Genomic DNA, 13,629 nt, shown 5'->3' with positions numbered 1-13,629 from the left:
CAGCTCGCGAACGAGCCGGTACGTCGCCGCTTTCGTGGTGCCCGATGCCGCGGTGCCCGCGCTGTTCAGCTGGCTGAGCGCAAAGATCGCGCCCGAGATGGCCCCGCAGGTCTCGCTGGTCGTGCCCATACCGGCCCCGAATCCCTCGGAAAGCACGTACATCGCTTCAGGGTCTGCCCCGACCTCTTCGGCGAGTGCGTAGGCAACGGCTTGGGCGCAATTGAACTTGCGCTCAGCGCGGAGGGCAACTGCCTGTTGGACGAGGTCGTCTGTCCGTTCGGAGATGGTGTTGGCTGACATGCGGTTCCTTCCTGTGAAGACGTGGTTCGGCAATGGACATGTAAGCGCGTCCCGGCAATCCAAGCGCATTCATTCGTAACGTTTTGCGGTCGCGCCAAAATAGTATGAGAGAGCGCTTGGAAAACGGTATACCATTTTAGCCGTATGTAGAACCGTCGGCCACGGGACGCCAAGAGGGATGCGTGGCGCCAAGAGAGGGAGTCAGACTATGGCAGAGCATATCGGAACCACGTGCGTGCAGGGCGGTTATCGTCCTGGTGACGGAGATCCGCGCCAGATTCCCATCTACCAGTCGACCACGTGGAAATACGATACCTCCGAGCACATGGGCCGCCTTTTTGACCTCGAGGAAGCCGGCTATTTCTACACCCGTCTGCAGAACCCCACGAACGATTACGTCGCACAGAAGATCTGCGAGCTCGAGGGCGGTACGGCGGCTATGCTCACGAGCTCAGGCCAAGCGGCGAACTTCTTCGCCGTCTTCAACATCGCCGGCTGCGGTGACCATGTGGTCGCGAGCTCGGCCATCTACGGCGGCACGTTCAATCTGCTCGCGCACACGCTCGAGCGCATGGGTATCGAGACCACGTTCGTCGCACCCGATTGCACGGACGAAGAGCTTGAGGCGGCGTTCCGCCCCAACACGAAGGCCGTCTTCGGCGAGACCATCGCGAACCCCGCTCTCGACGTCCTCGACATCGAGCGCTTCGCCACCGCCGCTCACGCCCACGGCGTGCCGCTCATCGTGGACAACACGTTCCCCACGCCCGTGCTCTGCCGTCCCATCGAGTGGGGTGCGGACATCGTGACGCACTCCACCACGAAGTACATGGACGGCCATGGCGCGGCAGTGGGCGGCGCCATCGTCGACTCCGGCAACTTCGACTGGGATGCGCATGCAGACAAGTTCCCCGGCCTCACCACGCCGGACGAGACGTATCACGGCGTCGTCTACACGCAGAAGTTCGGCCAGGCGGGCGCGTTCATCACGAAGGCGACCTCGCAGCTCATGCGCGACTTCGGCTGCATCCAGAGTCCGCAGAACGCGTTTTTGCTCAACATGGGCCTCGAGAGCCTGCATGTGCGCATGCCGCAGCATGTGAAGAACGGCCAGGCCATGGCGGAATTTCTGGCAAAGCATCCCAAGGTTCGCTTCGTGAAGTATCCGGGGCTGCCGGGCGATCCGTGGCACGAGCTCGCTCAGAAGTACCTGCCAAACGGCTGCTGCGGCGTAGTGAGCTTTGGCTTTACCGGCGGACGTGCGGCGGCAGAGGAGTTCATGAAGAACCTCCATGTGGCGCAGATCGCCACGCACGTGGCAGATGCGCGCACCTGCGTGCTGCACCCGGCGAACGCGACGCATCGTCAGATGACGGATGCGGAGCTCGAGGCCGCAGGCATCGCGCCCGATATGGTGCGCCTCTCCTGCGGCATCGAGGACACGCAGGATCTCATCGACGACGTCGCGCAGGCACTCGATGCTATCTAGGTTCAAGTTGGTTTGACAGAGCCCGGGTTAACCGGGCTCTTTTTTTCGGGGGAGCGCCCATGAAGCGAAGCGAGCTGAGGTATCCGAGCGCAGACGGGGCAAGCTGCATTCGCGCGCTGGTATGGGAGCCAGATGCCGTTGCAGCGGGAGCGCCCCCACGCGCCGTGGTTCAGCTCGTCCATGGCATGGCTGAGCATGTCGAGCGCTATGAACGGTTTGCCGGCGTGTTGTGTGCGGCGGGGTATGCCGTGTGCGCCGAAGACCACATCGGGCACGGTGGGAGCGTTGCCGCGTCCGATGGCCTTGGACATATTCCGCTCAACGACGGCGTCGACATGCTGCTTGAGGACATGCATGCCCTACGGAAACTCGTGGTGGCGCGATACGGATCCGCGGCAACGGCAGACCAACCGAACTCGTCTTCTGCGGCGTATGTGCTCTTCGGCCACTCACTTGGCAGCTTCATGGTGCGCGTGTACCTTGCGCGTTGGGGTGAGGGCGTTTCTGCCGCCGTGGTGTGCGGCACCGGGCAGCAGCCGCGTTGGCTTGTTCGGGCGGGAAACGCGCTCTGTCATGTGCTCGCCTGCGTGCGCGGTGAGCGCTACCGCAGCGCGCTGGTGGATTCGCTTGCCGTTGGCGCTTATGGTCGTGCTATCAAGCATGCGCGCACGCCACAGGACTGGTTATCGTACGACGGTGCCGTGGTCGATGCGTATCGTGCGGATCCGTGCTGCGGCTTCATGTTCACGGTGGGCGGGTACGCGGCGGTCACGGCGCTGGCGAGCGCTTCTCAAGACGTCGCTTTGGCGAGCGGGATTCCGCGCGATGTACCCTTGCTCTTCATTGCCGGGGCCGACGACCCGGTGGGCGATTGTGGTGCGGGCGTGCATCGCGCCGTCGCCCAATACCGGAGACTTGGCATGGCGCAGGTGGACGAGATTATCTATGACGGCATGCGCCACGAGATTCTAAACGAATCCGATCATGAGCGCGTCGAGTGCGATGTGCTCGCCTGGCTTGAGGCGCACGTGTAAAGCGGCTTCGCCATCGTGAGGTGGCTCCGTTCAGGCTCAGCGGCGGGGCAGGGGCTTCAGCACGGTGAGCTCGCCGGGCAGGATGTCGATGACGACGTGCGCGGCTCGCACCCGTTCGCCATCGGCCTGCATGGGATAGTCTTCGCCCAAGAACTCGATGTCGATATGGCTGGCTTGGGCGAAGCTGATGAGCCGCGAGCCCACGTGGTGTGCGTTCTTGGCACGTAGAAGCAGGGAAAGCGCTTCGACGCGCGTTGCACGGCCGCTGGCTAGGCAGATATCGAAGAGGCCATCGGTGGGGTCGGCATCAGGGCAGATGTGGAAACCCGAGCCATAGGTGGGGCCAAGCTGGACGGCACCGATGAACGTACGGCGCTCCTCGGGCGCTTCACCGTCGAGCGAGATGCGCGTGGGGTAGGGGCGGAACTTGCGGAGGAGGACGTCGGCACCAGACGCCATGTAGAGCGCGTTACCCGTGAGCTTGGTGGTCGTGCGCAGGCTATACGTGCCCATCGCCACAGCGGCGTCCAAGCCGAACGAGAAGGTTTCGACGAAATACTCGTTCGCATCTGGGGCGGACGACCGCGCGGCACCTTCGGCATCCGCCGCATTGTCCCACAGCGAGAGCTTGCCGATGTCGAACGCCACGCGCTCGCAATTCAGGTAGCGCGCGGAGCTTTCGCCCGAGAAATCATCCATACCTAAGGTACGCGCGAAATCGTTGCCCGACCCCACGGGGACGACGCCCATCGCCGGCCGCGCGCCGCGATCGATGCGCATGAGGCCGTTGACGACCTCGTGCACCACGCCGTCACCGCCCAGCGCGATCACCGAGTCGAAGTCCGCCGCCGCTTCAGCGAGTTCCGTCGCGTGACGTGCGCGCTCGGTGTATACGAGCTCGAAGCGTTCTGGATCGTGGTGGTAGAGCGAAAGGAAGCGCCAAAGCTGTTCGGCAACACGCTTGCCTTGGCCGAGCTGTGACACGGGGTTGGCGATGATGAGCGTCTTGCCCAGAGGGGTCTCGCGAGGTGCGCGGCGTTGCATGTCGCTCCTATCCAGTCGTTCCGGAGGCGCCGTCATAGCGCATGGCGTCCGGTTCGCTCTTCATGGTATTGACATTATCGCGCAAGTTGTTGTTTCGCGTTGGCTTCTTCGGTATTCGTATCCTGTTGGTTGTGGCGTGCGATCGCGTCTGCAACCGTGGAGTTCGCATCGGACGCGAGTGAGCGGCGCTTGGGTGTCACGATCCGCTGCGCGGGGTAGACACCGCGGTGCCCGGCGACGAGGTAGCTCACGAATGCGACGATCACGAAGTACGGCATCGCCGCGCCGCCGAAGAGGTCGACACCGAGCATGATGGTTGTGATGGGCACGTTGAGCGCCGATCCGAAGACACCGAGCATGCCAAGCGCCGCGGCAAACGCGCAGGGGATTCCCACGAGCGACCCCAGCACGCCCCCTAAGGATGCGCCGATGCCGAACAGCGGCGTGACCTCGCCTCCCTGGAAGCCCGTGCCGAGGGTGAGCGCAGTGAGGGCGATCTTGATGAAGGGGTCGGCGAGCGTGGTGTCTCCCGCAAAACCCTCCTCTACGAGCCAGGTCGAGAGACCGGCGTAGCGTTGGATGCCGAAGATGAAGTAGACGGCGAGCAGCGCGAGCGAGCCTGCGAGCGCAGCAACGAGGTAGTTCGTGATGCGGTGCGCGAGCACGCGCCGCACGGTACGGATCGCGAGCGAGAAGAGGCGCGCCGTAAGGCCGAAGACGATGGCGAATATGACGGCGAGCGCGACCGTTGGAGCCTCGAGCTCGGGCACGGCGCCGATGACGTAGGAGGCGTGTGTGCAGCCGAGCGCCCGGCATACGGTGTCGGCGGTGAACGAGGCGATGAGGCAATAGATGCCGGAGCTGTAGTTGATCTTGCCTACGTAGCACATCTCCATGCCGAAGAAGGTGCCTGCGAGCGGAGCGCCAAACACCGCGCCGAACGCGGCGGAAATACCGGCGAGCATGAGGTCTTGGTGATCGCGTGCTCCCAACCGGACGAGACGCGCGACGTTGTCGGCGATGGTGCCGCCGATCTGCACGGCCGTTCCCTCGCGCCCGGCGGAGCCTCCTGCGAGGTGCGTGGCGACGGAGCAGGTAAACGTCATGGCTGCCATGCGGGCGGGAACCGAGCGTTCGGTGAGGGCGCTCTCGATGACGAGGTTGTTGCCGCGCGCGGCTTCCTTGCCGAAACGGCGGTACAGCCATGCGGTGGCGATGCTCACCACGGGAAGCAGGAGGAAGACCGCTGCGTGGCGCTCGCGAAAGCCCGTGACCGCATCGAGGCTTGCAAGAAACGCCCATGCAGCCGCGCCCATCGCGCCGGACACGATGAGCACGAGCACGAGCAGACGCAGGCTCTCACGCATGTTGCGCAGGTTTCTGCGGGCGTCGGCGGCGATGAGCGCCTCCTCGTGCGACACGAAGTCGCCGAATAGCTTGTTCAGGTTCTCGCGAGGCGATGGTTCAGCGCTCATGTGTATCTCCTGAAAATGGGGGCAGGCGTTGCGGCGCGTTGCGATAAGAGCACGAGCACGCAAACGCAACAAGTATACTGCCGTTCGCTCGGGGTGGTCGTGGCGGATTCGACCCATTCCCCGGTTGCCCGCACGCGCCAAAACCCGTATAATGCTACCCCGGACGTCGGGACGTGGCGCAGTCTGGTAGCGCGCGTGCTTTGGGAGCACGATGCCGCAGGTTCGAATCCTGTCGTCCCGACCATATGCGGGCGTAGTTCAATGGTAGAACCCCAGCCTTCCAAGCTGATGACGCGGGTTCGATTCCCGTCGCCCGCTCCAGAAAATATGCGAGCCCGGTGCCGATGCGGTGCCGGGCTCGTTTCGTTGCACGTGCCGGGAATCGAACCCGGTTCCGGGTACGGAGCTGAGCAAATGCGCGAGCATTTGCCAGCGAAGTACGCAAGGCGCGAAGCGCCGCAGCGGATTGAGCGAGCGGAGCGAGCGGCGATTCCCGTCGCCCGCTCCAGAAAATGTGCGAGCCCGGTGCCGATGCGGTGCCGGGCTCGTTTTCGTGTTCGGTGCTGGGAATCGAAGCGGCTGTCCGCGCCGTCTTCGATGGCGGCGCGCGTCCTCACCGTGTGCCACTGCCTGCGGGCGGGCGGATCCTCGATTCGTATCATATCGGCGAGGAAGGCGACGAAAGGCGAGGAGCGGGAGTATTGGAGATGGCGGAGATGAGGGAAGAGTACGATTTCAGCGCGAGCAGGCCAAACCCCTACATCGAGCGCTTGCGTAAGCCCGTCACGATGAATCTCGACGTGGCGAACAAGAGTACTTCAAGGCAGAGGCCGCCCGCAAGGGTGTGCCGTACCAGACGATCATCAATCTGTACCTCACAGAGTGTCGCGAGCAGGGCAAGCGCCTCGCTTTTATGTAAACAAGGCTCTGTTAAAGCACGATTGACATCGCGGTTGGCCGCCCCGGCGTTCCCAACTTCAACGGGATTTGCCGATACATAGGTACGTGGACATGCCGGAGACGGTTTCCGCAGCGGCCCTCCGACCCTCTAGGATGACAGCTTCACCGCTTGATGACTCATCGAAACCCGTCCCAAATAGTCGCGAGCCCGGCGCCGATGCCGGGCTCGTTTCGTTGCCCGCGCCGCCGTCCCGCTCTACCGCTGGCTCGCCCTTGCAGTCCGCTTGCCGCCGTTTTGCTTGACACCTCTCCCTTGCTCCTGGTGTATTCATATGTAGCAGGGTTGCTCGCAGGGAGTGCGGGCGCACGAGGGGGAAAGAAGAGCTATGAAACTGAGCCGCATATTCGCGCCGGCAGCGCTCGCTGCCGCGGTGTTCCTGGCTGGCTGCAGCGGCGGCGCTCCCGCCGAGGGTTCCGCTCCGGCAGAGGCGACGGAGCAGGTGTCCGAGCCCGTCATGACGAACTGGCAGGAGACGTCGTTCTACGAGCGTCCGGTCTCCGAGGTCGTCTCCGATCTTGAGCTGCTTTCGTCCGAGATGACGGGTGAGGAGTACCTTCCTGAAGATGAGATGGGATACTCCTACCTCTTTGTAACACTTTCTGGTAAGCCGGACGAGATTCCACTTGCCGATGTGGGCGAGACCGTCACTGTGTCCTTCACCATTGAAGCGCCCCAGTTCGAAGAGGGAGCCGAAGAGCAGACGGTTGATACGCTCGCGGAGGACACCATGCTGACGGGTGTCGATATCGTTATGAGCCATGCGGATGTGGATTCTTCGGAATACGAGGCGCTTGCCCAGCAGGCTGTCGACGCATTCGGGCTGAGCCCCATGACGAGCTCGGATACCGGGCCGTCCCCCTTCGATGAGACGCGCATGCTTGGTAACTACACCGGACCTGCGGCGTTCAACGGCACCGATACCGAGTACCTCATCGTGGTTTCGAATAGCCCGGAGGTCACGGGTGATCCCGATATGCCGCTCTACATTGACGTCAACCTCTTCTACGTGTCGGCATACGCGTAGGATGGCTGCGGAGACATCTATCGGCTGGTATGCAGATAGCACACGGCGGGAGCTCCTCATGAGGGGCTCCCGCCGTTTTGAGCGCTTGCTTGCCATTACGTCCGGCGGCGATTGAGATGCGTTTCCCTTTGCCTAAGGCTACGGGGTGGACTTCCGCACGCTCGGTGCACTTTGAGGCACGCCTTACCGTAGAAACATGCGGATGAGCTTCTCCTTAAGCGGCGTGTAAGGTTGGTAGCGCAGGGGCAGGTCGAGCCAGAGATGCTTCTTCAGGATGCTCTTCTCGTGGCTGAACGTCTCGAAACTCTTCTTGCCGTGGTAGCTGCCCATACCGCTTGCGCCCACGCCGCCGAAGCCCATAGAGCTCGTCGCAAGGTGCACGATGGTGTCATTCACGCAGCCGCCGCCGAAGGGCACATGGCGCAGGAACCGGTCTTCCAAGGCGCGGTCGCGCGTGAAGAGGTAGCAGGCGAGCGGTTTCGGGCGTGCCTTGATAAACGCCTCTGCCTCTTCGACGGAGCGATACGCGATGATAGGCATAATGGGACCGAAGATCTCCTCGCCCATGACGGCATCGTATTCAGTTACGCCGTCCATCACCGTAGGCTCGATCTGCAGCGTCTCGCGCTGCGAGGCGCCGCCAACTACAACCTTTGCCGGATCGATGAGCCCGAGCAAGCGCTCGAAGTGCTTCTCGTTCACGATCTTTCCCCACTGCGGGTTATCAAGCGGTGACGCACCGAACATCTTCGAAATCTGCTGCTCTACAAGCTCGAGGAAGCGGTCGTGCACCCGCTCGTCAACCAGGATATAGTCGGGCGCGACGCACGTCTGCCCGCAATTCAGGTACTTGCCGAACACCACGCGTGCGGCAGCCACCTCCAAATTCGCATCCGCCGCGATAACGCAGGGGCTTTTGCCACCCAACTCGAGCGTCACGGGAGTAAGGCGCTCAGCGGCCTTTTTCATGACAAGTGTTCCCACCGTGACGCCGCCCGTGAAGAAGATGTAGTCGAAGCATTGGTCGAGAAGTTTCGCGTTCTCTGCGCGTCCGCCCTCCACAACGGCGACGAGCTCGGAAGGCAGACAGCTCGCGATGATCTCGCGCATCACCGCCGAGGTTGCAGGCGAGTAGGCGCTCGGCTTCACGACGCAGCAGTTTCCGGCGGCGAGCGCGCCAACGAGCGGCTCCATCGTGAGCATGAATGGATAGTTCCAGGGGCTCATGATGAGCACGGTGCCGTAGGGCTCCGCAACGGTGAAGCTCGTCGCGTGAAAGTTCGCGAGCCCCGTGCGCACGCGGTGGCGGCGCGTCCAGCCCCGCACGTGGCGCAGCTGGTAGCGCAGCTCGGCGAGGGTCATGCCCACCTCGCACATGTAGCTTTCGGTCGCAGACTTGCCAAGGTCTTCACGCAGCGCCTCGTTGATACGGTCTTCGTTTTCGACGATGGCGCGTTCGAGCGCGCGAAGCGCTTTGATGCGCGCGTCGACGGGGATGGTGGCGCCGGTGGCGAAATGCGCGCGGCAGCGGCTGACGGTATCGGAGATGGACATAAGGCTCCTAGCGACGGAGGGTCTGGCGGGCGCGACGGGCGATGCGGCGCACACGACGGCGCGCGGCGAGGGCGATGCGGAGCGGGAGGGCGGCGAGAGAGGCACTGCGCACGGCGAGGTGGGTCGTCTCGGCAGCGCTCTGTCCGATCGCGGCAGATATGCGAGCGGTGCTTTCGGCGACCTCTGCGCATTCGGCCTCGCTGTGCTCTTGCACCATATGGTACATGTGCTCGAGCTCGTGCGCGTCCATAAGCTTGGGCACGGGGTAGAGGGGGTTGCCCTCGGCATCGGCGTGAGCGGCCATGAGCGGGATGTCCTCGTCGCGAATTCCCGGAAGCGTGGTGGGGATATCCATGGCGGCGTTCATCTCGCGCACCCATTGCGTGAAGGCGCGTGCCGCGTCGCGGTCGTTCATGGCTTGGGGGACGACGCCTGCGCGGCGCGCAAGGTCCGCCAGACGGTGTTCGCAGCTTTCGGCATATTCGTCGAGGAAATAGGGGAGGAGCACGGCGTTTGCGAGCCCGTGGGCGATGCCGTACTGTCCGCCGAGCGAATGTGCGACCGCGTGGACATATCCTACGTAGGACTTCGTGAACGCGAGGCCGGCACAGTATGCTGCGCGAAGCATATGCTCGCGCGCCTCGGCATCATGCCCGTCGCGGTAGGCGCGAAGCAGGTAGCTGTGGATTTCCCGCACCGCCTCGATCGCGTTCGCGCGCGTGTCGCGCGTGGTGGAGCGGCCGATGTACGCCTCCACAGCATGCACGAGCGCATCCATGCCGGTCGTCGCGGTTATGTGCGGTGGCAGGCCGAGCGTGGTGCGGTAGTCGAGCACCGCGTAGCGTGGGATGAGCGCGAAATCGTTGATGGGGTACTTGTAGTGGGTCTCGTCGTCCGTGATAACGGCCGCGAGGGTCGTTTCCGAACCGGTTCCGGCGGTCGTGGGCACGGCGATGAGAAGCGGCAGAGGGCGCAGAACCTTCAGGATGCCGCGCATCTTTTGCACGGGCTTGCGTGGCCTCACGATGCGCGCACCGGTAGCCTTCGCGCAATCCATAGCGGAACCTCCACCGAACGCGACGATGGCATCGCATCCTTCTTGCAGATAGCGCTCGCGCGCAGCCTCGACATTGCTCACCGTGGGGTTGGGCACGACCTCATCGAACACACTCACCTGGATACCCCGGTTCTTCAGATTGTCGATGAGCTGGTCGGCGAGACCAAGGCGCATGATCGTGGCATCGGTTACGAGAAGCACCCGGCGCTTGCCTTGTTGCTGCAAGAGCCCTGCGGCCTCTTCGAAGGAGCCGAGCGGCTTGGGTTCGCGGTAGGGTAGCAGCGGGATCGCGAGGCGAAAGCACGTCTGATAGGTACGGCACCAGAGCTTGCGCAGGGAATTCATGGGAGGCATCCTCCAGGTTGCTCGTTGATCTTGGAATATGTGGCACTGCCGCTTCGCGCGGCCGAGTGAAGGATAGTTCATTGATGCATTATGACAAAACGTCAATACAAGAGATGGAGAGCGCGTGGAGTGAAACGGTGTTTGCACGGGCATCGCATCTCAAGGTGGGCTGTTCTGCATATTGCCTATCCGTTTCAGAACCATTTCCGTCTATCGAAACAGCTTCTTGTGAGAGGCGCTGCGGTACAATGCATCAGGTTTTTTAACAAGGCGGCTGCATGGAGTCGCGTATTTCCCGTATAAGCCATAAAGCTGAAGATTGGAGCATCATGACATATTCCGAGAAGGTTATTGCCGAGCTCGAGGCTCGCTATCCCGAGCAGGCCGAGTTCATCCAGGCTGCCAAGGAAGTCCTCGAGACCCTGCAGCCCGCTCTCGACGCCCACCCCGAGTACGAGGAGGCAAGCTTGCTAGAGCGCCTCGTCGAACCCGAGCGCGTGATCATGTTCCGCGTGCCGTGGATCGACGACGAGGGCAAGGTTCAGGTCAACCGCGGTTATCGCGTGGAGTTCAACTCCGCCATCGGTCCCTATAAGGGCGGCTTGCGCTTCAACCCCACCGTCACCGTGGGCATGCTCAAGTTCCTCGGTTTCGAGCAGATCTTCAAGAACGCGCTCACCACGCTTCCCATGGGTGGCGGTAAGGGCGGCTCCGACTTCGACCCCAAGGGCAAGTCCAACCGCGAGATCATGGCCTTCTGCCAGTCCTTCATGACCGAGCTCTTCCGCCACATCGGACCCAACACCGACGTTCCCGCCGGCGATCTGGGTGTTGGCGGCCGTGAGGTTGCCTACCTGTTCGGCCAGTACAAGCGCCTCAAGAACGAGTGGGCTGGCGTCCTCACCGGCAAGGGCCTCACCTTTGGCGGCTCGCTCGCCCGCACCGAGGCTACCGGCTACGGACTGGCCTACTTCGTCGACGAGTACCTCAAGAGCACCGGCGATTCCTTCGAGGGCAAGAAGGTCGTCGTTCACGGCTCCGGCAACGTTGCTATCTATGCCATTCAGAAGGTCGCGCAGCTCGGCGGCACCGTTATCGCCTGCTCCGACACCAAGGGCTGGGTCGAGGACCCCGAGGGTATCGACTACCAGGTGCTCGAGCACATCTACAACATGAAGCGCTCTGGGCATGATCAGGGTGTGAGCCTTGCGATGTACACAGACGAGCGCCCGAGCGCCACCTGGCACGAGGGCGACGGTCGCGGCGTCTGGCAGCTCCCCTGCGACATCGCGCTGCCCTGCGCGCGCGAGAACACGCTGCACCTCGAGGATGCGCAGGCGCTCGTGGCCAACGGCTGCAAGGTGGTCGGCGAGGGTGCGAACATGCCCACCACGCCGGACGCCACCATCTATCTCATGGAGAACGGCGTCGCCTTCATGCCCGGCAAGGCGGCCAACGCAGGCGGCGTGCTCGTCTCCGGCCTCGAGATGAGTCAGAACGCCGAGCACCTCTCCTGGACCTTCGAGGAGGTTGACGGCAAGCTCGAGAGCCTCATGCGCGGCATGTTCCACAACGTGGACGACACCGCTCGCGCATACGGCCACGAGGGCAACTTCGTCATGGGTGCCAACATCGCCGGCTTCACCAAGGTCGCCGAGGCCATGATGGCACAGGGTGTCTGCTAAGCCGTACGCAAAACGCGCGTTAAGATCGGGGTTTCCGTTTCCGGCGGGAGCCCCGATTTTGCTATCCCCTGCGCGAGCCCTCGCCGTTGGCTGTATCGTGGGTCTCGGCGGTTCGACCTGCTGTGGCAATTGAAGCATGCCCAAAATGGAGCCATGGATTAGATGAGGGCACGCCTCCGAGCCGCCATCTGCGCTTAACAGGGCTTGAGACCAAATGCAGCGCGCAGCCCATTGAGCAGCTCGATGCGTTTTATCGCGCTGTTCCTCGATCTGTTTCGGTAGCGTTGCCCCTTGCGTTTGTATATGATGCGCGCTACGGCTTCGAGAGCATCGGCGCTTCGCAGTGTGTCTTGATTGAGCGGAAGCATCGTTATTCCCAGCGTTTCCAATCCCAAGCTCTTGCCCTCGTCGTGTAGGCGCGCTTGAGGGTCATCGTGATACCTGCCGTTGTACTCGAGCGCCGTCTTCGCACTGGGGATATACGCATCGCATATGACATAAGGCATGCCCGAAGCGGATGCCGCGCAAGGCGGATTCGTGGGATACCACTATGATGGAATGGTTGCCGCTCGTATCCATAGAGCAGATATAGCGAGCCTGCCGAACGGGAGCAAGGGTCGTGGCGAATTGGACGCTGATTATTCAAACTTCGAGTTCCAGATAGCGGCATTAAGGTAACAAATATGGATTTACGTGCGCAAATCTTACAACAATCTCTGTAGGCCGTGGAAAAGCACCCTTGGGTGAGGCGGGCCGCGCCATATAATGTCCGTGTTTTGTTGTGCGTTGAATCGGAGGCCGTCCATGCCGCGTGAATACATCGCCATCGCACTCGGTGCAGTCTCTATGGCGCTGTCCTTCGTCCCCTCAAACATCGTTCAGCTTGTCGGAGTTTTACTCGGTGTTGTTGCCTTCGGGGTCGCGCGCATGGTCAAACGTGAGGATTACCGACGCGACCTGCCCTGTACCGTGGCGCAGGTCATGGGTGTAGCCGGAGCTGTGCTGTGCGCTGTAGCTCCCGTGCTCAACCTGGTGGGCTGGGCGATCATCTGGGCGGCGGGCTAGGGAGGCGAGCCTCCTCGCGCGCGTGGGCAGGTGATTGCGCGCCCGTCTTTGAATCCGGTCCATCCATGGTATAGTTGACCCGGCGATAGACATATGCGTGCACAAGCACGGAGGCGGCGTGGCCCCGGGTAACCAGGGGGCTCGTCCAGGCTCGATTCATGAGGAGCGCATATGCCGGCCAAGAAGCCCCAACCAAAGAAATCCAAGACATCGAAGCGTGCGGTTACGTTGGATGCCGGCGCGTTCGATCGGCGCCTTGCGCGCCACCACGATGAGCTCCGGTGGCTCTACATGGAGCTCTACGACAACGGCGACATGTTCGCCGAGCTCATCGACCAGATGCGCTGCTTTTATAGAGAGCGCCCTGCAGATTTGCGTGCCCTCGATGCAAGCCGGGAAATCCATGGCACGTGGTATCGCGAGCAGAAGATGCTCGGCATGCAGATGTACATCGACAACTTCGCCGGCACGATCAAGGGCGTCGAGGAGAAGATCGGATACCTTGAACGCTGCGGCGCTACATGCATCCACCTCATGCCGTTTCTCGATACGCCTGCCGACAAGTCCCGCTCGGACGGCGGTTACGCGGTGAGCGA

General features: G+C 62.5%; 10 protein-coding genes, 2 tRNA genes and 1 pseudogene. 8 read left to right on the top strand and 5 right to left on the bottom strand.

The window, feature by feature from the left end; translation table 11 throughout:
* Positions 1-300: C-GCAxxG-C-C family protein (locus QZ079_RS03875; protein WP_297035336.1), on the bottom strand; the 300-nt coding region annotated here is incomplete at its 3' end.
* A 208-nt stretch (positions 301-508) separates the two neighbouring features.
* Between QZ079_RS03875 and QZ079_RS03870 the strand changes: the two genes are divergently transcribed.
* Positions 509-1,789 (top strand): O-acetylhomoserine aminocarboxypropyltransferase/cysteine synthase family protein, encoded by a 1,281-nt coding sequence (locus QZ079_RS03870; RefSeq protein WP_297035333.1) that lies wholly within the window; start codon positions 509-511, stop codon positions 1,787-1,789.
* A gap of 59 nt (positions 1,790-1,848) precedes the next feature.
* Complete coding sequence (locus tag QZ079_RS03865; protein ID WP_297035330.1) at positions 1,849-2,823, top strand: alpha/beta fold hydrolase; 975 nt, start codon at positions 1,849-1,851, stop codon at positions 2,821-2,823.
* Positions 2,824-2,859: 36 nt separating this feature from the next.
* Here the strand turns inward: QZ079_RS03865 and QZ079_RS03860 are convergent, their stop codons facing one another.
* On the bottom strand, positions 2,860-3,867 hold the full coding sequence (locus QZ079_RS03860) for a diacylglycerol kinase family protein (RefSeq protein ID WP_297035328.1): 1,008 nt from the start codon (positions 3,865-3,867) through the stop codon (positions 2,860-2,862).
* A gap of 74 nt (positions 3,868-3,941) precedes the next feature.
* Positions 3,942-5,342 (bottom strand): chloride channel protein, encoded by a 1,401-nt coding sequence (locus tag QZ079_RS03855; protein ID WP_291288318.1) that lies wholly within the window; start codon positions 5,340-5,342, stop codon positions 3,942-3,944.
* Between the two features lie 167 nt (positions 5,343-5,509).
* Here QZ079_RS03855 and QZ079_RS03850 point away from each other — a divergent pair.
* From QZ079_RS03850 to QZ079_RS03840, 3 genes are all read left to right on the top strand, one after another.
* Positions 5,510-5,586, top strand: a tRNA-Pro gene (locus QZ079_RS03850).
* Positions 5,587-5,589: 3 nt separating this feature from the next.
* Positions 5,590-5,663 (top strand) — tRNA-Gly (locus QZ079_RS03845).
* 965 nt (positions 5,664-6,628) lie between these two features.
* Complete coding sequence (locus QZ079_RS03840; RefSeq protein WP_297035326.1) at positions 6,629-7,327, top strand: hypothetical protein; 699 nt, start codon at positions 6,629-6,631, stop codon at positions 7,325-7,327.
* Positions 7,328-7,510: 183 nt separating this feature from the next.
* Here the strand turns inward: QZ079_RS03840 and QZ079_RS03835 are convergent, their stop codons facing one another.
* Positions 7,511-8,881 carry an aldehyde dehydrogenase gene (locus QZ079_RS03835; RefSeq protein ID WP_297035321.1) on the bottom strand — a complete coding sequence of 457 codons (1,371 nt, stop codon included), beginning with the start codon at positions 8,879-8,881 and terminating at the stop codon, positions 7,511-7,513.
* Positions 8,882-8,888: 7 nt separating this feature from the next.
* The gene (locus QZ079_RS03830; RefSeq protein WP_297035319.1) at positions 8,889-10,283 is read right to left on the bottom strand and encodes an iron-containing alcohol dehydrogenase; all 1,395 of its coding nucleotides are present in this window, start codon (positions 10,281-10,283) and stop codon (positions 8,889-8,891) included.
* A 329-nt stretch (positions 10,284-10,612) separates the two neighbouring features.
* On the opposite strand from QZ079_RS03830, the gene gdhA reads away from it, so the two are divergent.
* The 3 genes and pseudogenes from gdhA to QZ079_RS03815 form a co-directional block, all read left to right on the top strand.
* Positions 10,613-11,968, top strand: a complete 1,356-nt coding sequence (gene gdhA / locus QZ079_RS03825) for an NADP-specific glutamate dehydrogenase (RefSeq protein WP_297035317.1) — start codon at positions 10,613-10,615, stop codon at positions 11,966-11,968.
* A gap of 804 nt (positions 11,969-12,772) precedes the next feature.
* A complete protein-coding gene (locus tag QZ079_RS03820; RefSeq protein WP_297035314.1) occupies positions 12,773-13,033 on the top strand; it encodes a hypothetical protein in 261 nt (86 codons plus the stop codon).
* 171 nt (positions 13,034-13,204) lie between these two features.
* Positions 13,205-13,629, top strand: a pseudogene (locus tag QZ079_RS03815) (amylosucrase); the annotation flags it as partial.

This window comes from uncultured Enorma sp., assembly GCA_905210055.1.
Classification (GTDB): domain Bacteria; phylum Actinomycetota; class Coriobacteriia; order Coriobacteriales; family Coriobacteriaceae; genus Enorma.
The sequence above is the reverse complement of the archived record's forward strand: the minus strand, read 5'-3'. Positions and strand labels throughout refer to the sequence as shown.